We start from the raw sequence: 24,143 nt of genomic DNA, 5'->3' as shown, positions 1-24,143 counted from the left end.
ACACGATGTCCTTTTCGATCCTCTCCCGGGCCTTGGTCGCCTGCACCCTGCTGTGGGGAATGGCCGCCCAGGCCCAGACGCCGGCCTGGCCTTCCAAGCCCGTGCGGCTGGTCGTCGGCTTTCCGCCGGGCGGCATCGTCGATACCGTCGCGCGCCAGTTGCAGCCGCGCCTGCAGGCCGCGCTCGGGCAGACGGTGATCGTCGACAACCGCAGCGGCGCCGGCGGCACGCTGGCAGGGGCCGAGGTGGCCCGCGCGGCGCCCGACGGTCACACGCTGCTGATGGTGTTCGACAGCTACGCGACCTATCCGCTGGTCTATCCCAAGCTGAGCTTCGACATCGTGAAAGACCTGCAGCCCGTGACGCAGGTGGCGAGCAACCCGCTGGTGCTGGTGGTCAATCCGAAGGTCGAGGCCAAGGACTTCGTGCGCTTCGTCGGCCAGCTCAAGGCGCAGCCGGGGCGCCTCAACTACGCCAGCGTCGGACCGGGCTCGAGCAACCACCTCACGGCCGAGTACTTCAAGGCCGTGAGCGGCACCTTCGTCACGCACATTCCCTACCGCGGCGGTGGCCCGGCCCAGCAGGACCTGCTGGGCGGACAGGTCGAGATGATGTTCCTCTCCGCCGTGCTGGCCCAGCCGCATGTCAACGCGGGCCGGCTGCGCGCCCTAGCCCAGACCGGCGCGCAGCGCGTGCCCGCCTATGCCGACGTACCGACCGTGGCCGAGAGCGGCTACCCCGGCTTCGAGGTGAACTCCTGGGTCGGCCTGCTGGCCCCGGCCGGCACGCCGCGCGCCGTGGTCGACCGGCTGCAGGCCGAGGTGCGCAAGATCGTGACCGAACCCGCCTTCCAGCAGCGGCTGCGCGAACAGGGCCTGACGGGCATCGCCAACACGCCCGAGCAGTTCGCCGCCGTGCTGCGCACCGAGCAGGACAAGTGGACCCGGCTGGTGCGCGAGCGCCGCCTGAGCCTCGAGTAGCCGGAAAGCGAAAGCACGCCATGCACGACTTCATCCACACCACCCATCCGCAGCGCGTGGTCTTCGGCGCCGGTTCGCTGCGCCACCTGGCGCGCGAGATCGATGCGCTGGGCGCGAAGCGGGCGCTGGTGCTCTGCACGCCCGAGCGGCGCCCGCAGGCCGAGCGCGTGGCGGCGTCGCTCGGTGCGCAGGCGGCCGGCCTGTTCGACCGCGCCGTGATGCACGTGCCCGTCGAGACGGCGCGCGAGGCGCGTGACCTGGCGCGCCAGCTCGGCGTCGACTGCGCCGTGGCGCTGGGCGGCGGCTCCACCACGGGGCTGGGCAAGGCCATCGCGCTTGAGTCCGGGCTGCCGATCGTCGCCATTCCCACCACCTACGCGGGCAGCGAGATGACGCCGATCTACGGCCTCACCGAGAACGGCCTGAAGCGGACCGGCAAGGACCCGCGCGTGCTGCCGCGCACCGTGATCTACGACCCCGAGCTGTCGCGCACGCTGCCCGTGGGCCTGAGCGTGACGAGCGGCATCAACGCCATCGCGCACGCGGCCGAGGGCCTGTACGCGCAGGACAGCAACCCGGTGATGGACCTGATGGCCGAGGAGGGCATCGGCGCACTCGCCCGCGCACTGCCCGCCATCCGCATTCAGCCCGACGACCTGGCGGCGCGCTCCGACGCGCTCTACGGCGCTTGGCTCTGCGGCGGCGTGCTCGGCGCGGTGGGCATGGCCTTGCACCACAAGCTGTGCCACACGCTCGGCGGCAGCTTCAACCTGCCGCATGCCGAGGTGCACACGGTGGTGCTGCCGCATGCGCTCGCGTTCAACGCGCAGGCCGCGCCGCGTGCCATGGCGCGCATCGCGCGCGCGCTCGGCGGCGTGTCGGCACCGGCGGCGGTCTATGCGCTGGCACGCGACAACGGCGCGCCGGTGGCGCTGAAGGACATCGGCATGCGCGCCGCCGACCTCGATCGCGCGGCCGACATCGCCGTCGCCAACCCTTACTGGAACCCACGGCCTTTCGGCCCGGCCGAGCGCGACGCGATCCGCGCGCTGCTGCAGCGCGCCTTCGATGGCGAGCCGCCGGGCTAGCCCACGGCGCGGGCACGGACACACACGAACAACGAAGGAGACAGCCATGACATTCAACCGCAGACAGTTCACGCAGGCCACCGCTGCACTCGTGGCCTCGGGCGCGACACCGCTGGTGTTCGCCGCCGACACGCTCAAGATCGGCTACGTGTCGCCGCAGACCGGGCCGCTCGCGCCCTTCGGCGAGGCCGACAAATGGGTGATCGAGCAGATGAAGGTCGCCTTCAAGGACGGCATCTCCGTCGGCGGCAAGAAGTACGCCGTGCAGATCGTGCTGAAGGACAGCCAGTCGAACCCCAACCGCGCGGGCGAGGTGGCGAACGACCTGATCCTGAAGGACAAGGTCGCGCTGGTGCTCACGGCCGGCACGCCCGAGACCGCCAACCCGGTGAGCGATGCCTGCGAACTCAACGAGGTGCCGTGCATTTCCAGCGTGGTGCCGTGGCAGCCGTGGTTCTTCGGCCGCAAGGGCGATCCCGCGAAGGGCTTCAACTGGACCTACCACGTGTTCTGGGGGCTCGAGGACGTCATCGCCACCTTCACCGCCGGCTGGAAGACCGTGGCCACCAACAAGAAGGTCGGCGGCCTGTTCCCCAACGACGGCGACGGCAACGCCTGGGGCGACAAGGAGCTGGGCTTTCCGAAGCCTCTCGCACAGATGGGCTTCACGCTCACCGACCCCGGCCGCTTCCAGAACGGCACGCAGGACTTCAGCGCGCAGATCGCGGCCTTCAAGCGCGACAACGTCGAGATCGTCACCGGCGTGGTGATCCCGCCCGACGCCAAGACCTTCCTCACGCAGGCGCGGCAGCAGGGATTCAAGCCCAAGGTGATCACGCTGGGCAAGGCGCTGCTGTTCCCGGGCGCCATCGAGGCACTGGGCGAACTGGGCGACGGTCTCTCGACCGAGGTGTGGTGGAGCCCGTCGCATCCGTTCAGCTCCAGCCTCACGCAGCAAAGCGCCAAGGCGCTGGCCGAGGCCTACGAGGCCGGCACGAAGAAGCAGTGGACGCAGCCCATCGGCTTTGCGCATGCGCTGTTCGAGGTGGCGGCGAACGCGCTGTCGCGTGCCAAGTCGCTGAAGTCGGGCGACGTGCGTGACGCCGTGGCCGCGACCTCGATCAACTCCGTGGTCGGCCCCGTGAAGTGGGGCGGGCAGGGCCCGTTCAAGAACGTCAGCAAGACACCGCTGGTGCTCGGCCAGTGGGGCAAGGGCAAGCAGCGCAAGGTGGAGCTGACGCTGGTGAACAACGAGGCCGCGAAGGCCATTCCCACCGGCGGCGCGCTGCGCCTGCTCTGAGTGACGGCTGCCATGACGCTGCTGGCCTTGCACGGCGTGAGCAAGTCCTACGGGGCGCTCAAGGTCACCGACGGCATCACGCTGGCGGTGGCCGAGGGCGAGACGCTGGGCATCCTCGGGCCCAACGGCGCGGGCAAGACCACGCTGTTCAACCTGATCTCGGGCGACGCGCGCGTCGATGCCGGCCGCGTGGAGTACGCGGGCCGCGACGTGACGCGGCTGCGCCCGCACCAGCGCTGCCGCGCCGGCATCGGCCGCAGCTACCAGGTGCCGCAGCCCTTCGGCCACATGAGCGTGTTCGAGAACCTCGTCACCGCCGCCTGCTTCGGCGGCCAGCAGGCCGAGCGCGAGGCCTGGGAGACGGCGCACGAGGTGCTGGCCCAGACCGGTCTGGCGCCGCACGCCAACAAGCCGGCCGGCGGGCTCACGCTGCTCGACCGCAAGCGGCTGGAGCTGGCGCGCGCGCTCGCGACCAAGCCGCGCCTGCTGCTGCTCGACGAGATCGCGGGCGGGCTCACCGAGCCCGAGGCGGCCGTGCTGGTGGCGGAACTGAAACGCATCAAGGCGCGCGGCGTGACCATGATCTGGATCGAGCACGTCGTGCATGCGCTGCTGTCGCTGGCCGACCGGCTGTTCGTCATCAACTTCGGGCAGCAGCTGGCGGAAGGCGCGCCGCGTGCGGTGATGAACGACCCCGAGGTGCGGCGCGTGTACATGGGGATCGAGGCATGAGCGCGCTGCTCGACACCCACGGCCTGCAGGCCTTCTACGGCGATGCGCAGGCGCTGTTCGGCATCGACTTCACGCTGTCGGCGGGCGAGCTGGTGGCGATCATCGGCGCCAACGGCGCGGGCAAGTCGACCTTTCTGAAAAGCCTCACGGGGCTGCTGCGCGCGCCGTCCGAAGCGATCCGCTTCAAGGGCGAGCCCATCGGCGGGCTGCCGCCCGGCGAGATCGTGCGGCGCGGCCTGGCGATGGTGCCGGAAGGCCGGCGCCTGTTCCCGAGCCTGAGCGTGGAAGAGAACCTGCTGATGGGCGCCACGCCGCGCCGCGCGGGGCCGTGGAACCTGCAGCGCCTGTACGGCCTGTTCCCGATCCTGGCCGAGAAGCGGCGCCAGCCCGCCACCTCGCTGTCGGGCGGGCAGCAGCAGATGGTGGCGCTGGGCCGCGCGCTCATGAGCAACCCCGAGGTGCTGCTGTGCGACGAGCTCTCGCTCGGCCTGGCGCCGGTCGTCATCCGCGAGATCTACGCGGCCATGCCGGCCATCACGGGGGAGGGCATGACGGTCGTGATCGTGGAGCAGGACGTGCGCATGGCGCGGCAGGTGTCGCAGCGCGTGTACTGCTTCCAGGACGGGCGCGTGTCGCTCACGGGGCGCTCGGACGAACTCACGCCCGAGCAGATCTCGCAGGCTTACTTCGGCATCGAGGACTCCCATGCTTGAAACCCTGCTCCAGGGCGTGCTGCTCGGCGGCCTCTACACGCTGTTCGCGCTCGGCCAGTCGCTGATGTTCGGCGTCATGCGGCTGACCAACACCGCGCAGGGCGACTTCATCATCCTGGGCGCCTTCGCGGTGATCGCGGGCGTCTCGATGACCGGCGCATCTGTGCCATGGGCGGTGGTGCTCGCGGTGTTGCCGCTGGCCTTCGGCTTCGGCTACCTGCTGCAGCGCCACGTGCTCAACGGCACGCTGGGCAAGGACCCGCTGCCCTCGCTGGTCGTGACCTTCGGCCTGTCGATCGTGATCCAGAACCTGCTGCTGGAGCTGTTCTCGGCCGACCCGCGCGCCATCGAGGTCGGCGCGCTGGCCACCGCCTCGGTGCCGCTGGGCGACACGCTGGCGCTGGGGGCACTGCCGCTGGTGATCCTGGCGGTCGCAGTGGCGGCCACGGGCGCGATGCAGTGGATGTTCACGCGCACGCCGCTGGGCCGCACTTTCCGCGCGGTGTCCGACGACCGCGAGATCGCCGAGCTGATGGGGCTGAAGGCCAAGCAGGTCTACGCGCTGGCCACGGGCATCGCCTTCGTGCTGATCGCCATCGCCGGCGCGCTGCAGGGCATGCGCACCACGGTGTCGCCGTCGGATGGTCCGCTGCTGCTGCTGTTCGCCTTCGAGGCCGTGATCATCGGCGGCATGGGCTCGTTCTGGGGCACGCTGGCCGGCGCCATGATCCTTGGCATCGCGCAGCAGATCGGCTTTCGCATCGACCCGGGCTGGGGCATCTGGTTCGGCCATCTCGTGTTCCTCGCGGTGCTGGTGCTGCGGCCGCAGGGACTGTTCCCCAAGACGCGCTGACCTGCCGACATGACCGACAAGACCTCCCCCGCGCCGCTCAGGCACGTGCTGTTCATCATGTGCGACCAGCTGCGCGCCGACCACCTCTCGTGCTACGGCCACCCGCGCCTGCAGACGCTGCACATCGACGCGCTGGCCGCGCGCGGCGTGCGCTTCAGCCATGCCTATGCGCAGGGCGCGGTCTGCGGCGCCTCGCGCATGTCGACCTACACCGGGCGCTATGTCAGCAGCCACGGGACGATGTGGAACTTCGTGCCGCTGTCGGTGGGGCAGAAGACGCTGGGCGACCACCTGCGCCCGCACGGCGTGCGCTGTGCGCTGGTCGGCAAGACGCACGTCGAGGCCGACACCGAGGGCGCGCGGCGCCTGGGCATCGACCCGACGCAGGGCGCGGGCCGGCTCGCGATGGAAGGCGGCTTCGAGCCCTATGCGCGCGACGACGGCATCTGGCCGCCGGGCTTCAAGGTCACGGGCAATGCCTACTGCGACTGGCTGCGCGCGCAAGGCTACGAGTCCGACAACCCCTGGCACGACTTCGCCAATTCGGGGCGCGGCCCCGACGGCGAGATCCTGAGCGGCTGGCAGATGCGCTGGGCCGACAGGCCCGCGCACATCGCCGGCGCGCACAGCGAGACGCCCTACACGACCGACCGCGCGATCGATTTCATGCGCGAGGCCGGCGACGCGCCCTGGGTGCTGCACCTGTCGTACATCAAGCCGCACTGGCCCTACGTGGCGCCCGCGCCGTACCACGCGATGTACGGGCCCGACGACATGCGGCCGGTGGTGCGCAGCGAGGCCGAGCGCATCGACGCCCACCCGGTGGTCGAAGGCTTCCGGCGCGAGACCGTGAGCCGCAACTTCAGCCGCGACGAGGTGCGCAACATGGTGGTGCCGACCTACATGGGGCTCGTGAAGCAGGTCGACGACCAGCTCGGCCGGCTCTTCGCCTTCATGGCCGAACAGGGGCTGGACCGCGACACGCTGGTGGTCTTCACCAGCGACCACGGCGACTACCTGGGCGACCACTGGCTGGGCGAGAAGGAGCTGTTCCACGACCCGATCGTGAAGGTGCCGCTGATCGTGGTCGACCCGCGCGCCGAGGCCGACGCGCGCCGCGGCACGGTGAGCGACGCGCTGGTCGAGTGCATCGACCTCGTGCCGACGATGCTCGACGCGCTGGGCCTGCCGCAGCCCGCCGAATGGCTCGAAGGCCGGTCGCTGCGCCCGCTGCTGCACGGCCACGCCGGCGCGGCCGGCAAGGACCTGGTGGTGTGCGAGAACAGCTTCGCCTTTCGCGACGAGGTGCGGCTGCCGCTGGCCCAGCCCGTCGAGCGCTGCCACATGACGATGCTGCGCACGCGCCGCTGGAAGTTCGTGCACTTCGAGGACCTGCCGCCGCAGCTGTTCGACATGCAGGCCGACCCGGACGAGCTGGTCGACCTGGGCCGCGATCCGGCCTTGGCCGCGGTGCGCGAGCAGATGCTGGGCCTGCTGTTCGACTGGCTGCGCCAGCGGCGGCGCTTTCCCACGGTGGCGCCCGAGGACATCGCGCGCTGGAACGCACGCGAGCTGGCGGCCGGCATCCTCATCGGCGCCTGGTAGGCCACGCCGGCCGGTCCGCGCACCCCATTTCAAAAAAAGGAGACATCCCATGAACGCTTTTCGCCGACCTCTCGCGGCCTGTATGGCGGCAGCCGCCGTGCTCGCCACCATCGCCGCGCCCAGCCACGCCGCCGACACCTGGCCCACCAAGCCCGTGCGGCTGGTGGTGGCCTTCCCGGCCGGTGCGCCGGGGGATATCGTGTCGCGGCTGATGCAGCCGGCCCTGCAGAAGGCGCTGGGCCAGCCCGTGGTGGTCGACAACAAGCCGGGCGCGGGCGGCAACATCGGCATGCAGGAGGTGGCGCGCGCCACCGACGGCCACACGGTGCTGGTCGGGCCCGACACCATGCTGACCATCAACCCGCACCTGTACCGCAAGCTCGCCATCCGCCCGATGGAAGACCTGGTGCCCGTGACCCAGCTCGCGGCGTTCAGCCAGGAGCTGGTGTGCTTTCCCGGCGCCGGCATCAAGACCCTGCCCGAGCTGCTGGCCGCGGCCCGGGCCAAGCCCATGAGCTACGCCTCGGGCGGCCCCGGCGTGCCCGGCCACATGGCCATGGAGATGCTGCTGGCCGACGCCGGCGTGCAGATGCAGCACGTGCCCTACCGCGGCCCGAGCCCGGCCATGCAGGACGTGATGGGCGGCATGGTGCCTTGCGGCTTCCTGGCCTCGCCGACGGTCGGTCCGATCATCCGCGACGGCAAGTTGGTGGCCATCGCCGTGTCGGGCAGCAAGCGCCTGGGCAGCCAGCCCACGGTGCCGACCGTGGCGCAGGCGGGCATCCAGGGCTACGACGCCAGCTTCGCCGAGATGATGGCGATGCCGCTGGCCGCGCCCGAGCTGCGCGAGCGGCTGGCCACCATGGACCTCGAGGTGGTGGCCAACACGCCCGAAGAAGCGGCGCGCCGCCTGCGCGCCGAACACCAGCGCTGGGGCCAGGTGGCCGCGCGCGTGCAGCTGCAGCTGGACTGAACGCCATGGCTTCCGTCGTCGTCACCATCGACACCGGCAGCAGCCGCCGCGCGGGCTGGACCGCCGCCGCGCTGGTGGCAGTGGCCGCCACGCTGCCCTTCTGGGGCGAGCCCAGCTGGATGCGCGAGTTCGTCGAGATCGCCTGCTACTTCATCTTCGCGATGATGTGGAACCTGCTGGCCGGCTACGGCGGCATGGTCAGCATCGGGCAGCAGGCCTTCTTCGGCTTCGGCGGCTACGTGATGCTGATGCTGGGCAACTTCGCGGGCGTGAATCCGTTCGTGGCGATTCCGCTCGGGGCACTGGCCGCCGCGCTGATCGCGGTGCCGGTGTCCTTCGTCGCCTTCCGGCTGTCGGGCGGCTACTTCGCCATCGGCACCTGGGTGATCGCCGAGGTGTTCCGGCTCAGCTTCGCCAACGTGTCGGCGGTGGGCGGCGGCTCGGGCACCACGCTCACGGCGCTGCGCGGCATCGAGCGCGCCACGCGCGAGAGCGTCACCTACTGGATGGCGTTGGGCTGCGTGGTGGCGGCGGTGTCGCTGGTCTACCTGTTCTTGCGCAGCCGCTTCGGGCTGGCGCTGCTGGCGATCCGCGACAACGAGATGGCCGCCGAATCGCAGGGCATCCCGGTGGCGCGCATGAAGCTCGCGGTGTACGTGGTGGCGGCCTTCGGTGCCGGGCTGGCGGGCGCGCTGTACTTCGTGGGCAACCTGCGCATCAGCCCCGACGCGGCCTTCGCGCCGAACTGGACCGCCTTCGCGATCTTCATGGTCGTGATCGGCGGCATCGGCCGCATCGAGGGGCCGCTGGTGGGCGCGCTCGTGTTCTGGGCCCTGAACAAGTTCCTGAGCGACTACGGCACCTGGTACCTGCTCGGCCTCGGGCTGCTGGCCATCGCGACCACGATCTTCTTCAAGCAGGGGCTGTGGGGCTGGGCGCAGCAGCGTTGGGCCTGGTCCCTGTTCCCGACGCAGCGGCGCCTGGCGGCGCCGCACGCGCCTTCTTCCCACCCGGAGCCCGACGCCCATGCGCAACATCGATGAACACACCATCACCGCCGCCGTGCTCGAGCGCATGGCCGGCTGCGAAGACGCACGGCTGAAGGAGGTGCTGTCGGCGCTGGTGCGCCACCTGCACGACTTCGCGCGCGAGGTGAGGCTCACCGAGGCCGAGTGGGCCGCGGGCATCGACTTCCTCACCGCCACGGGCCAGAAGTGCGACGCGCAGCGCCAGGAGTTCATCCTGCTGTCGGACACCCTGGGCCTGTCGATGCTCACCGTGGCGATGAACCACGCCAAGAGCCCGCAGGCCACCGAGGCCACCGTGTTCGGCCCCTTCCACGTGGCCGGCGCGCCGCAGCTCCCGCTGGGCAGCGACATCGCGGCGGGCGCCGTGGGCGAGCCGCTGTTCGTGCAGGCCACCGTGCGCGGGCGCGACGGCGAGCCCGTGGCCGGTGCGGTGGTCGACGTGTGGGAGGCCGACGCCGAAGGCTTCTACGATGTGCAGCGGCCCGGCGATCACTTGCAGGGGCGGGCGATCTTCCGCACCAACGGCGAGGGCCGGCTGTGGTTTCGCGGCGTGGCGCCGGTGGCCTATCCGATTCCCACCGACGGGCCGGTGGGCGCGATGCTGCGCGCGACCCGGCGCCATCCGTGGCGGCCCGCGCATGTGCACTTCATGGTGCAGGCGCCGGGCTACGAGACGCTGATCACGCACGTCTTCCGCGAAGGCGATCCGTACCTCGACAGCGATGCGGTGTTCGGCGTGCGCAGCTCGCTCATCGGCGACTTCGCGGCACATGCCCCGGGCCGCGCGCCCGACGGCAGCGTGCAGGACGGGCCGTTCCACACGCTGGACTTCGCGTTCGTGCTCGAGCCGGTCGGGGGGTGAGGAGGGGGCCGCGAACCGTTTCGGCGTTTCGCCGCCTCTCTTGCAGGTGTCCCTCTTCAAGGAGCCCTGCATATGTGTCCCGTTTCCATCACCTGGCATCTGCTTCGCGGCGCGGGCGCCCTGGCGCTCATCGCGCTGGCGGTGCTGCTGTCGTCCGCGCATCCCTGGATCGCGCCGGCTGCCGTCATCGGCGCCTTGCTGCTGCTGCGCGGCTGCCCGATGTGCTGGCTCGTCGGGCTGCTCGAAAGGCTGTCCGCGCGCAAGGCGGCCCCTGCGTCCGAGGCCACTTCCCAGAGGGGTTGATGAGCGATCGGCCTTCGCGGAATGGAAGGCTGATCCGGGATTCCATCCGCCCGTGTCGAGGGGGTGACGCCCCATTAGTGTGAGTTTGTTTGCACACGATGACAAAAGAACAGGGCTACCTGTTTCCGTTGGTCAATATCGGCACTTTTCCCTATCGACTGTACATAAACGTTAATACATTCCACTCCATTGTGAGAGGCATGCGGGGAGCGATGAAAAGGGAAGCGATGGTGGACAGGGTGGAACAGAAAAACGGTCGTGTGGTGGTGCTGACGGACTCCGGCGAAGAGATCGACTGGCTGCGAGGCCGGTTGAAGGACGCCGGCTTCAGCCCCTTGTGTGTGGTCAACGAGGAAGACCTGCTGGAGGCCGCCTCGATGCCCGGCGTCGGGCTCTTCCTGCTGATGGGCGAGACGATGGAGGGCGCGCTGCCGGAAATCCTGTTCGGCATCGGCGCCAGCCGTGCGGCCACCGCGCCGGTGGTCGTGCTGACCCGGTCGCGCGGCGTGCTGGAAACGCCCCGCGTGTCGGTGTTCGACGTCGACGATTTCCTGGTGAGCCCCTGGAACGTGGAAGAGGTCGTGGCGCGCGTGTCGACGCTGTGCGGCAGGAAATCGCTGCGCCGGAACGCGAAGCCGCACGGCCTCTACGGTTTCCAGCTCGTGCGCAGCCGCCTCGCGGTCGAGTACGCGAGCCGCGAAGCCATCATGACGCCGAGCGAATTCGAGATCGCCCGGGTGCTGGTGCGCCACCTCGACACGCCCGTGTCGCGGCAGCAACTGCCCCAGGGGCCCCGATGCAACGGGGAGCTGGGCGCCAGCCGGTCGCTCGATGCGCTGGTGTCGCGCGTGCGCAAGAAGCTGGCATCGATCGTGGCGGGCGAATTCCGCGTGCGCTCGCTCTACGGCGTGGGCTACACGCTGGAGCGCGCGCACAACCGGCACGGCAAGTGAGTTTTCGCGGGCAGCGCCCGCGGCATCCGAAGGGGTGACGCAAGGTCACCTTGAAAAAAGACGTTCGCCCATTCGCCTCCGAATTGAGGCCGGGCGTCGGCAGACCAACGAATGAATTCCGGCGAAGTGAGTCGGCTGGGATTGGCTTGAATTGAATTCAAGCCAATGGCGCAGCCGTGCCTGTTTGAATGGAATTGGATTTTGAAAAATCCATCAACCCGTATTTCACGCAGCCCGTGATTGAAACCATTGGGGGACAGGGCGCGCATGCAGGAACTTAAATTCACGGCGCCTGATTACACAGTCTGTGAATTTGTAAATTTAGTTTCGAAGTGGCCCCGAGGGCCAGTCCGAAGCCGCTCGAAGGGCCTCGTTTCTCCCTTGAAACACTGGGTGGTCGTGAGGCGGCGGGTTGATGTGGAAGTGAAATTATTCAAACACATCAACAACTTGGAGGCGATCCGCTTGTGAAATTGATCACACTCCAATTGCAGGTTTATTCACAATCTAAGCAGACGTCCAGATTACATCTGTATTCACAGTTGTTAACTTTGGAGGGCCTCTCGTGACATTTTCACGGAACCCTCGGCCATTGCAAGTGGCGGATCGCGGACGTTCGATTGTTTTTGTAAACATTCAGAAAATAATATGAACGTGGTAAATGGCTCATGGAAGCGGCTCGAAAAGGGCGTGCTTGCGTGAGGCCGAGCGTGGGCATCGGAGGCGGTCGCCGCCGATGCCGGTGTGTCAGTGGTGTGCTGCAAGTGGCTGGGAAATGGCTTCGACGCCAATTCGCGAGGCCACAGGTCAAGTCGGTTTGATCTTCGTGTTGCCTCGGTCTGGCTTTGAAGTTGTTTTTTAGGAGTTGTCTATGTCTATCGGAAGTTCGTCTCAAGTGAATTCATTCATGTCGCCGGTGGTCCGGCTGACCGTTCGCCTCGGCTTGGGGCTCGGCGTGGCCATGACCCTGGGGCTGGGCGGCATGGCCGCCGCGCAGGGCACGAAGGCCGCGCCCGCGCCCACCGAGGCCGCGCAGAAGAAGACCGTCGCGGTCGTGCTGACGCAGGCCAAGGTGGTCAAGGACGCGCAGGGCAAGGAGCAGTTGGTGGCGGCCGATTCGGTCAAGCCGGGCGACGTGCTCGAGTACACGGCCACCTACACCAACCACACCGGCAAGGCCGTCACCGGCCTGGTGGCCAACCTGCCGATCCCCGAAGGCCTGGAGTACCTGCCCAAGACCGCCAAGCCCGGCGCGACGCTGGTCAAGGCCGCGACCAAGGACGGCGCCTTTGCCGCCGAGCCGCTGGCGCGCGTCGTCAACGGCAAGTCGGAGCCGGTTCCCTACAACGAGTACCGCTCGCTGCGCTGGACGCTGGGCCAGCTGCCCGCCAACGGCTCGGCCGCGGTGACCGCGCGCGCCAAGGTCGAGACGGTGGTGCCGCCCGCGCCGGTGGCTGCTGCGGGCGAACCGCAGAAGGTCGCGCGCGTCGCACCCTGAGTTCGCGGCGCTGACGACGGTCGTGGGCGGCACTGAGCCGCTCTGACGGCCGCTTCTCTCTTTCTTTCCAAAACCCCGTTGGTTTTTCCATTGCCGGTTTCCGTTCGCGGAAATCCCCGGCCGGGGTGAGTTCGTCCTTTTTTTGACCTTTTTTGACCCCAACCCCCGAGGAGAAACCCAAGTGATCCCTACCTTGTCTGCCCGTCGCACCGGCCCCGCGCCGCGCGCGCTCTGGGCGGGCGCAGCAGCCCTGACGCTGAGCTTCCTTTTTGGAAGTTCCGGCGCACTCGCTGCGGCTCCACCCGCCAACACCATCATCGGTAACCAGGCTTCGGCCACTTACCTGGACCCGAACGGCGCCAGCCAGCTGGCCACCTCCAACCTCGTGCAGACGACGGTGCAGCAGGTCGGCTCGTTCAACCTGGACACCTACACCACCGTGACGACCAACGTGGTCAACACCAAGACCGGCGCCGCGGGCACGACCGTGTACGCGCCGCACGTGCTGACCAACACCGGCAACGGCACCGACACGTTCACGCTGAGCGTGGCCGCACCGGCCAGCCCGAACGGCTTCACCAAGGTCGAAGTGTTCGCCGACGCGAACGCCGACGGCGTGCCCGACAGCACGACCGCGCTGTGCTCGGTGGTTCCGGGTGCGGTCTGTAACGTCCCGGCCCAGACCGTGGCGGGTGGCAACGGCACGTTCCCGTTCGTCGTGGCGTACTCGATCCCGAGCACCGCTTCGTCCGGCACGTTCACCTCGCCGGTGGCCGCGACCATCACGGCCACCGCAGGCACGCCGGCGCTGTACGCGGCGGGTAACACGCAAGCGGCCGACGTCGACAACGTGAACCTCACGGATCAGGCGGCCTTCAACGCCACCAAGAGCCTGAGCGTTCCGTCGGTCGCCTGGTCGGCCAATGGCGGCACCTGGCCCGCGGCATCGGTGAGCGGTCCGCGCTCGGTCGCAGGTTGCGCGGCTACCACCACGGCAGCTGGCGCACCCGCAGCAGGCTGCGTCTACACCACCTATACGTTGAAGTTCAACAACACGGGTGGTGCGGCTGGCCGGTTCGTCATGACCGACACGTTGCCCGCAGGCTTCACGTACGTGCCGGGTTCGGCCGTCTGGAGCAATGCACCGGGCACGGCGCTCACGGACGCACCGCAGGGTGATGTGGCTGGTAACGCCATCGACTTCACCGCGACCGGCAACACGCTGGCCTTCGTGGTGGCCTCGCTGCCGCCGAACGTCACGCAGACGGTGAGCTTCGTCGTGATGGTCAACAACACGGCGGCCATCGGCACGTCGACCACGACCAACACGGCCAAGTACAACCCCGTGACTGTGCCGACGACGGTCACGTCGGACAACCCGGGCACGACGGGCTCGCCGACCAACCCCGCGAGCTACAACGTCATCGGCACCTTCGGCATCGTGCTCGGTTCTGCTTCCGGCAGCCCGACCACCTCGCTGGACACGGCGGTGGGCAACCCCAACACGACCGCGGCCGACACGACGACTGTCGCCAGCGCGGCCATGGGCGCCACGGTGAAGTTCACGCAGACGGTGTTCAACACGGGCAATGCCACGGACGTCGTGAACCTCACGGCCGCCCTGGGCACCTTCCCGGCCGGAACGACCTTCAAGTTCTTTGCCGCCGACGGTGTCACGCCGTTGATCGACAACAACAGCGACGGCATTCCCGACACCGGTCCGGTCGCGGCCAACGGCAGCGTGCAGTTCGTGCTCGCCGCCACGCTACCGTCTCCCGGCACGCTGCCCACCGGTCCGTTCAGTGCGATCGTGACGGGTACCTCGACGGGCGACAGCACGAAGACGGAATCCACCCGCGACACCCTGAACGCCATGATCGGCGTGCTGGTCGACCTGACCAACACGGCCACCGGTAACGGCACCGCAGGCAACACCGGCAACGGCGACGTGGGCACGGGCCCGAGCCCGCAGCCGACCACCACGAAGACGACCGCTGCCGGCACCGGCGCGATCTTCACGCTGTTCGTCAAGAACAACGACACGGTGGCCAACACCTACAGCCTGGCGGCGAGCCAGACCAACAGCTTCCCGGGCAGCCTGCCCGCAGGCTGGACCGTCAAGTTCGTGGCGGCGGGTGGCACCTGCACGGGTGCGGCGATCACCACGGTGGAGGTTGCAGCCAACGCGCAGACGCCGGTCGATGCCTGCGTGACGCCGCCTGCTTCGCAGACGCCCGTCACCGGCCAGCTGGTGTACTTCCAGGTGCGTTCCACCATCGTGACGTCGACGGGCGCCGTGGCGATCGACACGAAGACCGATGCCGTGACCGTGACCCAGGCCGTGACCTACGGTGCGACGCTGACGCCGAACAACAACGGCCAGATCGCCCCCGGCGGCTCGGTCGTGTACGCCCACACGCTGACCAACACCGGCACGCAAAGCTGCGCTGGCCCGTACACCGTGTCGGCCACGCTGCCGGCGGCAGACGTGACGGCTGGCTGGACCACCGCGCTGTACATCGACGTGGACGGCGACGGCCAGATCGGCAGCGGCGACACGCTGGTGACCGGCACGATCCCGGGCCCGCTGGCGGCCAACGGCACGCAGAAGCTGCTCGTCAAGGTGTTCGCACCGGGCGGCGCTTCGGCAGGTGCCGTGGACACGGCCACCGTCACGGTGACCTTCCCGGCAGGCGCCACCTCGTGCGGCACGCCCTCGGCCACCGACGTGACCACGGTCATCACGGGCCAGATGCGCCTCGTGAAGACGCAGGCACTGGACACGAACTGCGATGGCACCGAGGTCCCGTCCTCGTCGGCTCCGCTGGTCGCCAAGCCCGGTGAGTGCATCGTGTACCGCGTCGTTGCCACCAACGAAGGCGCGGCACCGGTCACCAACATGTCGATCAACGACGCGGTGCCGGCCTACACCTCCTTCACCGGTGCGACGCAGCCTCCGGCCGCCAACCAGTGCACGTCCATTGGCGTGACCGGCACGGCCCTGGCCTACAGCAGCACCGCCACCACCGTGGCCTGCGGCAGCGCAAGCAACACCGTGGCACCTGGCGGCACCGCCACGCTGCTGTTCTCCGTGAAGGTCAACAACTGAGCTTCACCTGAGTGAAGCGGAGCCGACGGGTGCAAGCCCGTCGGCTCCCTCGCACAGGGCACACAGGCCTGTGCGTTTTCCTTTGCGCCTTCTCTCGTTTCCGAGGCGAGGGCGCAAACGAAAAAGTTCTTTCGTTTCTTCTGATCCCCACGCGGTGATCGATCAAGGGTTCGCGGCATGCTGTTCACTTTCAATCCCAGGAGCACACACCGGCCATCGTGGCGCGGATGGGCTGCCGCGCTCGCTGCTGGCGCGGCGCTGCTGCTGGGTGGCGCCGTGCAGGAAGCGAACGCCGCACCGGCGCCCGCCGGCATCGTGATCCGCAGCATCGCCACGGGCACCTACGTGCCCAACGGCCTGGCGCAGACCGAGACCATCTCGTCCAACGAAGTGATCGCCACGGTGCTGCCGGTGGAAGCGCTGGTGCTCACGCAGGACCAGTCGCTGTCGCGCCCGCCCGCGAGCATCGTCACGCTGAGCCACCTGCTCACCAACACCGGCAACGTCGCCTCCACCTACACGCTGGCGCTGGCCAACAACGCCGGCGGCTGCGCGGCCGACACGCTCGATCTGTCCGCCTTGCGCGTGGTGCGGGACAGCAACAACAACGGCGTGGTCGATCCGGCCGATCCGGTGGTGCAACTCAACGCGGCGGGTGCCATTGCTTTGAAGCCCGGCGAGACTGCCGCGCTGCTGGTGCAGGGCACGATCCCCACGGCCGCGACGGGCGTGGCCTGCGTCGGTTTGACGGCCACCACCGCGCTGCAAGGCCTCACCGCGATCAACCGCGACACCGTCACCGTCGGCAACGCCGCCGCGCTGCAGCTGGTCAAGTCGGCCAGCTACCCCGGCAACGTCATCCCCGGCCAGACGCGCATCGACTTCTCGGTCTCGGGCACCAACATCGGCGCGCAGGACGCGCAGCCGTCCAACGTCATCGCGCCCACCAACACGCCGCTGCTGGTCAACGGTGCTCCTTCTGCATTGGTCCTCGTGCGCGACCCCGTGCCCGCCGGCACCCAGTACGTGCCCGGCACGCTGCGCACCACCGCCGCCAACGCCGTCAAGCTGTACCGCCTGGCCAACGATCCGGCGTTCAGCTATCGCACCGCAGAAGACGCCTCGGCCGTCGAAGTGGCCATCGGCATCTCCACGCCCGTGGCGCGCAACGTGTCCATCGCGATGCAGTTCGCCGTCAAGGTCAACGCCGACCAGGTGGGCGAGATCCGCAACACCGCGCACAGCCAGTACAACGACGGCACGGGCCCGGCCACCGTGCCCTCGAACACCATCGTCATCAGCTCCACCCAGGCGCGCATCGGCGCGGCCAAGGCCGCATCCACCCCGCGCGTGAACCGCAACGCCGACGGCAAGACCGACGGCACCGCCACCGTGCGCTTCAGCGTCAACGTGCGCAACTACGGCACGTCATGGCTGTACGGCGTGCAGGCCGCCGACGTGATGGAAGGCGCAGGCGCCACGCAGTTCGGCACCTACACCGCAGCCGCCGTGCCCGGCGCGAATCAATACACCATCGTGCCCGGCTCGATCGTGATCGCGCCCGCACCCAGCGGCGGCACCGTCGCCGCGCCCAACCCCGCCTTCAAGGGCACCGCCGCCGCCTCGAACCTGCTGGCCGACGGCGCGGTGCTGCCCGTGGGCGCACAACTGACGGTGCAGTTCGATGCCCGCATCAACTTCACCGGCCGCACCGGCACCTTGCTGAACACCGTCAAGGCCTCGGGTGCCCTCAATGCCGGCGGCCCCGCGGTGGCCCTGGACGACTCCGTCAACGGCGACAACCCCGACGCCGACGGCGACGGCAACCCCAACAACGACACCTCGCCCACGCCCGTCTCCACGCAGCTGCCCACGCTCACGCTGACCAAGCAGGCCTCCATCGCACGGCGCGTGTCGCCCGGCGTCTACGAGCTGGACTACACCTTCAAGGTCACCAACACCGGCGCCGTCGCCGCGCCCAACGTGCGCGTGATCGACAACCTGAACTGCACCTTCGACATGGACAAGTCGAGCGGTCAGGTCGCCTCGTGGGAACTGCTGGGCCCGCCCAAGGCCGCCAACGGCAACCTCAACGCCGCCACCGGCTTCACCGGCCGCGCCACCTGCAACCGCACCACGCAAGACAGCGCCGACCCCTTCCAGCTGCCCACCGAAGTGGCGCTGAGCCTGACCGACGGCGCCCGCGCGCTGGCCCCGGGCCAGAGCGAACAGATCCGCCTGAGCGTGCGCATCACCGAGAAGGCATCGGCCATCGGTGGGCGCGTGTCGCTCACCAACAAGGCCTGGGCCGCCGCCTTCGAGCAGAACACCGTCAACGTCACGCCCACCATGCTGCTGGCGGCCACCGCCACCTCGGTGCAGTCGCTGCTGGTCGATCCGCAGGGCACGGTCTACAACGCACTGACCCGTCAACCCGTGGCCGGCGCGCTGGTCACCTACACGCGCCAGTCGTGCAGCAGCGGCACGGCCGGCCCCATCACCGCGGCCGAGATCTACGGCGCCGACTCGGGCACCTACACGCTCAACCCCAACGGCAGCGTCTCGATGACCACGGGTGCCGATGGCGCCTACCAGTTCTACCTGCAGACGCCGCCCGTGACGGGCCTGTGCACGTACGCACTCTCGGTCACGCCCCCGGCCGGCAGTGGCTACGTCTACCCCTCGCAACTGATCCCCGTGACCGGTGGCTCGTTCACCAGCTGCGGCGCCGTCGTGCCCAGCGCCGTGCCCCCGAAGGACGCCGACCCGACCAGCTACTACTTCCAGGTGCAGGCCGGCGCCAAGCCCGACGGCACGCCGTGCGATGCCGTGCACAACCACATCCCGCTCGACCCGGGCAACATCCTGGGCCTGGTGCTGCGCAAGGACGGCAGCAAGCGCCAGGTCGAGTTCGGCGACTTCATCGACTACGCGCTCACCGTCACCAACAAGACCGGCTTCCCCGTCACCGGCGTCACCTTCAACGACACACTGCCCCCGGGCTTCGCGTACGTGGCCAACAGCGTGCGCCTGAACGGGCAAGTGGTGCCCAACCCCGCCGGCGGCGCCGGCCCGGGATTGATCTTCAACTACCCCACGCTGGTCATTGCGCCGGATCAGTCGGCCATGGTGCGCTACCGCGTGCGCATCGGCGTGGGCGCGCCCACCAACGGCGACGCCATCAACCGCGCGCGCGCCACCTCGGGCCCCATCCAGTCGAACCTGGCGAACTGGACCGTGCGCGTGACGGGCGGCGTGTTCTCCGACGACGCCTTCGCCTTCGGCAAGGTGTACCTCGATTGCAAGCGCGATGGCCAACGGGATGGTAGGCAAGAGGGCGCCGACGAGATCGGCGTGCCCGGCGTGCGCCTGTACATGGAAGACGGCACCCACGTCGTCACCGACATCGAAGGCAAGTGGAGCCTGTACGGCCTCAAGCCTGTGACCCACGTGCTGCGCCTGGACCAGACCACGCTGCCGCTGGGCGCCAAGCTCGAAGTGCTCGACAACCGCAACTCGGGCACCCCCGAGAGCCGCTTCGTCGATCTGAAGAAGGGCGAGTTCCACAAGGCCAACTTCATCATCACGAACTGCGACGAGAAGAGCGTCATTGCCGACGTGGCCGCACGCCGCGCCGCCATTGCCGCGCGCCCCGACACCGAGGCCGAAGCGCAAGTGCGCCTGCGCCTGGACCCCGAAGGCAAGGTCGTTCCCGTGGGCGACGTGCGCGGCCTGCCGGCCACCGGCCAGGCCCTGGCCAGCGGCAGCACCGGCGCCGTGCAACCCACCTCGGCGCCGCTGATCGCGCTGCCCGTGGCCCCGGCCAACGCCAGCAGCTTCGTCAGCGGCGGTGGCGGCAGCATGGGCGGCACGCTGGGCGTGCAGCCCGCGATCCCCACCGGCAGCCTGTTCTCGCCGCTGAACGGCGTGCCCACCTCGGGCCTGCCGTCGTCGCCCACCAGTGGCTCAGCCACCGGTGTCGGCGCGCAGGCCATGCGCCCCATCGGCACCGGCGGCGCGATGCTCGAGCCGCGCGCCAACCCGCTGCTGCCCCAGGCGGTTCCGAGTCCCATCGAACTCGAGACCCTGCTGCCCCAGCTGGAGAACAACACGCTGGGCTTCATCGGCCTGAAGGACCGCGACACCGTCGCCGGCCAGTCGATCAACGTGCGCGTCAAGGGCACGGCCGGCACCAGCCTGCGCCTGAGCGTCAACGGCAGTGCATTGGAAGAACGCCGCGTCGGCAAGAAGACCCAGCTGGCCTCCAAGAACATCGCCGCCTGGGAGTACATCGGCGTGGCCCTGCGCCCCGGCACCAACACCCTCAAGCTCGAAGCGGTGGACGGCTTCGGCAACGTGCGCGGCAGTGCCGACGAGATCACCGTCATCGCCCCCGACAAGCTCGGCGCCATCGAGGTCGACCTGCCCGAGGTGGCGCGCGCCGACCTGCGCACGCCCGTCGTCGTCAAGGTGCGCCTGATCGACGCGGCCGGCGTGCCCGTGACCGCCCGCACGCAACTCACGCTGGAGACCGACCGCGGCCGCTGGCTCGCCGAAGACTTGAACCCGACCGAACCTGGCACGCAGGTCTTCATGGATGGCGGCGCCGCAGAGTTCCAGCTGATGCCCCCGGGCGAACCGGGCGATGCGCGCCTGCGCGTGAGCGCCGGCACCTTCGTCAAGGAAGTGCGCCTGGCGCTGCTGCCCGAGATGCGCCCCATGATCGGCGTGGGCATCGTCGAAGGCGTGCTCGACTTCACCAAGCGCGGCAAGCTGCCCATCGGCGCGATGCCCGCCGGCGCCGCCTTCGAGGCGGAACTCTCGGGCCTGAAGGACGAAGGCACCAACAGCCGCGCCAGCGGTCGCGCCGCCTTCTTCTTCAAGGGCACCGTCAAGGGCGAGTACCTGCTCACGGCCGCCTACGACTCCGACAAGACGCGCAAGGACCGCCTGTTCCGCGACATCCGCCCCGACGAGTTCTATCCGATCTACGGCGACTCCGCGGTCAAGGGCTTCGACGCCCAGAGCACGCAAAAACTCTACGTGCGCATCGACAAGAACCGCTCCTACCTGCTGTACGGCGACTTCACCACCGCCAGCAGCACCGAGGTGCGCAACCTCAGCCAGAGCAACCGTTCGCTCACGGGCCTGAAGCACGTGTACGAGGACGAGAACGTGCGCGCCACCAGCTATGTCTCGCGCACCGCGCAGACGCAGCAGGTGGAAGAGTTCCGCGCGCTGGGCACCTCGGGCCCGTATTACCTGAGCGCCAGCAACGGCGAGTTCGTGGACAACAGCGAACAGATCGAGATCGTGGTGCGCGACCGCAACCAGCCCAACATCGTGCTGCAGCGCACGGCCGTGGCGCGCTTCGTGGACTACACGGTGGAGCCGCTCACGCGCCGCATCCTGTTCACCCACGCCATCGCTTCGATCGACGCGAACCTGAACCCGCAGTCGATCCGCGTGACCTACGAAGTGGACAGCGGCGGCCCCAAGTTCACCGTGGCCGGTACCGACGTGCAAGTGAAGGTCGGCGAGAACCTGCAGCTGGGCGTGGTGGCTTCCACCGACCAGAACCCGCAGAACAAGCGCAACCTGCAGGCGCTCACGGGCGTGGCGCGCATCGGCCAGAACACCAGCGTGGCGGCCGAGCTGGTCAAGACCGACTCCGACGACAAGGGCAACGGCCACGGCGCGCGCGTGGAAGCGCGCTACCAGGACGAGAAGCTGGCCGTGGTGGCCCTGGCGGCCAAGACCAGCAAGGGCTTCGACAACCCCGGCGCGAGCTTCTCGGCCGGCCACACCGAAGCCTCGGCGCGCGCCGAGTACCGCGTCGACCCGACCCTGGCCGTGCGCGGCGAGGTGCTCTACAGCAAGGACGCGACCCAGGTCGACGAGCGCAAGGGCGCCACGGTGAGCGTGCAGAAGAAGCTCAGCGACAAGACCGTCGCCGAGGTGGGCCTGCGCCACGGCCAGAGCAACAACGCGCTGGGCTCCAGCTCGGGCTTCGACTACGGCCAGATCTCCACCTACAACGGCCAGATGGGCAGCAGCATCGGCGCCAACAGCGTGACCACGCTGGGCGCGGCCGCCGCCGCCGCGGGCGTGGACACGCAGAGCCAGACGACGGTGCGCGGGCGCCTGTCGACCGAGGTGCCCGGCGTGGCCGGTGCGCAGGTGTTCGTGGAAGGCGAGCAGGACCTCAAGGACGGCAAGCGCCACGCGCTGGCCGTCGGCGGCAACTACGCCATCACCGACAAGACGCGCGTGTACGGCCGCTACGAGCTGATCTCCACGCTCAACGGCCCCTACGAGCTGGACAGCACGCAGCGCAACAACACCGGCATCGTCGGCATCGAGAGCAACTACATGGAAGGCGGTCGCGTGTACAACGAGTACCGCATCGCCGACGGCGCCGAAGGGCGCGGCGTGCAGGCGGCCATCGGGGTGCGCAACACCTTCAAGGTCAACGAGCAGATCCGTGTGACCGGGGGCATCGAGCACACGCGCGACATGAGCGGCTACAGCAACAGCAAGAACACCGGCACGGGCTATGCCGGTGGGCTGGGCGAGTCGACCGCGATCACCAGCGGCATCGAATACATCACCGACCGGATCAAGGCCAGCGGCGTGTACGAAGCCCGTCGCGGCGACGACGCGAACACGCGCCTGTTCAGCGCCGGCTTCGGCTTCAAGCTCGATCCGTCCTGGAGCCTGCTGGCGCGCAGCATCGTGAGCGACAGCGAAGGCCAGGGCGCCAACGCGGGCAACGAGCGCCACCTGCAGCGCCACCAGATCGGCATTGCCTACCGGCCCGTGGACGACGACACCTGGAACGCGCTGGCACGCTACGAGCGCCGCTCCGAGCGCGTGGTGGGCGCGGGCAATGCGGCCGGCGCGCTGCAGGGCAGCAGTGTCTTCGGCGCCGACAACGGCGCCAGCCTGCCGGGCAAGACCAGCGCGGACATCGTCTCGGCGCACGTCAACTACAACCCCGAGCCGGGCAAGGCGGTGATGGCGCGCTACGCCTTCAAGCTCAGCCGCGCCGACGACGGCACGCTGGCCAGCAAGTACTGGGCGCACCTGGTGCAGGCGCGCTACACCCAGGACATCAACCAGGACTGGGACTTCGGCGTGCAGGCCGGCCTGCTGTACGGCAAGGGTGGCGCGCTGCAGAAGACCTTCGGCGTCGAGGTGGGCTACCAGGTGCAGAAGAACATGTGGGTGTCGGCGGGCTACAACTTCGTGGGGTTGAACGACCGCGATCTGACGGCCAACGAGTACACGAGCAAGGGCGCCTATGTGCGGCTGCGCTTCAAGTTCGACGAGACGCATCTGGGGTTTGCGTCGACGGGGGAGACGAGCGTGGCGAAGGCGCAGAAGGCAGAGAAGCTGGCTGCGGATGCGCCCGAAGTGGCTCCGCTGCCGATGCGCACGGTGTTGCAGGCCGAGGCGCTGTTCGAGCCCGCCAAGTCCTTCATCAAGCCGCAGGCGCACGACACGCTGAACACGCTGGCCGCGCAGATCAAGGCGACCGAGGCGCAGGTGGTGATCCACATCAGCCACTCGGACGCACAAGGCAGCGCAGACGATCGCATGCAGCTGGTCGCGCAGCGGACCAATGCCGTGCGCAGCTACCTGATCGGGCGCGGCGTGGATGTGCTGCGCCTGCGCACCGACACCAAAGAAGACACGCAGCCTGTCGCAGGCGATGACAGCAGCGCCAAGAGCCGCTGGGTCGTGATCGCCGCGGCCGCGCAAGAAACCCGCTGAACGAGACCATGATGCAAAGCAGAACGAGAAACGAAGCGGGCGGGATGGCGCGGCTCGGCGGGGTGTTGAAGGGCGTGCTTGCCGCGACGGCCTTGTGGCTGTTCGCCATGCCAGGTGCGCAGGCTGCAACCGCTGCGTGCACGCCGCAGTCGGGCTACAACAGCTGCGTGACCTTCACCCATTCGGGCTCGGCGCAGACCTTCACGGTGCCTGCGGGCGTGTCGTCGGTGCGCGTCACGATGTGGGGCGCCGGCGGCGGCGGGTCCACGGCGGCCGGCGGCAACTCGGCCAACGGGGGCGCCGGCGGCTTCGCCGATGGCACCGTGTCGGTCACGCCCGGCACCGCCATGGCGGTGACGGTGGGGCAGGG

Annotated in this window: 16 protein-coding genes; all 16 read left to right on the top strand. The window is 69.0% G+C overall.

All coding sequences use genetic code 11. From position 1 onward, the window contains the following. The first annotated feature begins 5 nt into the window (after positions 1-5). A complete protein-coding gene (locus AC07Y4_RS27415; RefSeq protein WP_487850032.1) occupies positions 6-980 on the top strand; it encodes a tripartite tricarboxylate transporter substrate binding protein in 975 nt (324 codons plus the stop codon). Positions 981-1,000: 20 nt separating this feature from the next. Further along, positions 1,001-2,068 carry a maleylacetate reductase gene (locus tag AC07Y4_RS27410; protein WP_487850033.1) on the top strand — a complete coding sequence of 356 codons (1,068 nt, stop codon included), beginning with the start codon at positions 1,001-1,003 and terminating at the stop codon, positions 2,066-2,068. A gap of 46 nt (positions 2,069-2,114) precedes the next feature. Further along, positions 2,115-3,368 carry an ABC transporter substrate-binding protein gene (locus AC07Y4_RS27405; protein ID WP_495275391.1) on the top strand — a complete coding sequence of 418 codons (1,254 nt, stop codon included), beginning with the start codon at positions 2,115-2,117 and terminating at the stop codon, positions 3,366-3,368. Between the two features lie 12 nt (positions 3,369-3,380). Continuing rightward, positions 3,381-4,100, top strand: a complete 720-nt coding sequence (locus AC07Y4_RS27400; RefSeq protein ID WP_062479592.1) for an ABC transporter ATP-binding protein — start codon at positions 3,381-3,383, stop codon at positions 4,098-4,100. Next, positions 4,097-4,813 (top strand): ABC transporter ATP-binding protein, encoded by a 717-nt coding sequence (locus AC07Y4_RS27395; protein ID WP_487850035.1) that lies wholly within the window; start codon positions 4,097-4,099, stop codon positions 4,811-4,813. The genes AC07Y4_RS27400 and AC07Y4_RS27395 overlap by 4 nt, the downstream gene beginning before the upstream one ends. Further along, the gene (locus AC07Y4_RS27390; protein ID WP_159277679.1) at positions 4,806-5,666 is read left to right on the top strand and encodes a branched-chain amino acid ABC transporter permease; all 861 of its coding nucleotides are present in this window, start codon (positions 4,806-4,808) and stop codon (positions 5,664-5,666) included. The genes AC07Y4_RS27395 and AC07Y4_RS27390 overlap by 8 nt, the downstream gene beginning before the upstream one ends. Positions 5,667-5,675: 9 nt before the next feature. Continuing rightward, on the top strand, positions 5,676-7,271 hold the full coding sequence (locus AC07Y4_RS27385) for a sulfatase-like hydrolase/transferase (protein ID WP_487850036.1): 1,596 nt from the start codon (positions 5,676-5,678) through the stop codon (positions 7,269-7,271). A gap of 49 nt (positions 7,272-7,320) precedes the next feature. Further along, the gene (locus AC07Y4_RS27380) at positions 7,321-8,244 is read left to right on the top strand and encodes a Bug family tripartite tricarboxylate transporter substrate binding protein (RefSeq protein WP_487850037.1); all 924 of its coding nucleotides are present in this window, start codon (positions 7,321-7,323) and stop codon (positions 8,242-8,244) included. A gap of 5 nt (positions 8,245-8,249) precedes the next feature. After that, complete coding sequence (locus AC07Y4_RS27375) at positions 8,250-9,287, top strand: branched-chain amino acid ABC transporter permease (protein WP_487850038.1); 1,038 nt, start codon at positions 8,250-8,252, stop codon at positions 9,285-9,287. Beyond that, a complete protein-coding gene (locus tag AC07Y4_RS27370; RefSeq protein ID WP_487850039.1) occupies positions 9,271-10,134 on the top strand; it encodes an intradiol ring-cleavage dioxygenase in 864 nt (287 codons plus the stop codon). The genes AC07Y4_RS27375 and AC07Y4_RS27370 overlap by 17 nt, the downstream gene beginning before the upstream one ends. 72 nt (positions 10,135-10,206) lie before the next feature. Further along, positions 10,207-10,437 carry a hypothetical protein gene (locus tag AC07Y4_RS27365; protein WP_487850040.1) on the top strand — a complete coding sequence of 77 codons (231 nt, stop codon included), beginning with the start codon at positions 10,207-10,209 and terminating at the stop codon, positions 10,435-10,437. 239 nt (positions 10,438-10,676) lie between these two features. Further along, positions 10,677-11,390, top strand: a complete 714-nt coding sequence (locus AC07Y4_RS27360) for a response regulator transcription factor (protein WP_487863367.1) — start codon at positions 10,677-10,679, stop codon at positions 11,388-11,390. A 907-nt stretch (positions 11,391-12,297) separates the two neighbouring features. Next, positions 12,298-12,888, top strand: coding sequence for a hypothetical protein (locus AC07Y4_RS27355; RefSeq protein ID WP_487850042.1), 591 nt, complete (start codon positions 12,298-12,300; stop codon positions 12,886-12,888). 181 nt (positions 12,889-13,069) lie between these two features. After that, positions 13,070-15,997: a beta strand repeat-containing protein gene (locus AC07Y4_RS27350; RefSeq protein WP_495275390.1), complete on the top strand. Its 2,928-nt coding sequence runs from the start codon at positions 13,070-13,072 to the stop codon at positions 15,995-15,997. Between the two features lie 177 nt (positions 15,998-16,174). Then, the gene (locus AC07Y4_RS27345) at positions 16,175-23,773 is read left to right on the top strand and encodes an OmpA family protein (protein WP_487850043.1); all 7,599 of its coding nucleotides are present in this window, start codon (positions 16,175-16,177) and stop codon (positions 23,771-23,773) included. Positions 23,774-23,784: 11 nt separating this feature from the next. After that, positions 23,785-24,143, top strand: a 359-nt coding sequence (locus AC07Y4_RS27340; protein ID WP_495275389.1) for a glycine-rich domain-containing protein, incomplete at its 3' end; no start/stop codon positions are given.

It is taken from the genome of Variovorax sp. GW460-12-1-14-LB1, from assembly GCF_059423605.1.
The sequence above is the reverse complement of the archived record's forward strand: the minus strand, read 5'-3'. Positions and strand labels throughout refer to the sequence as shown.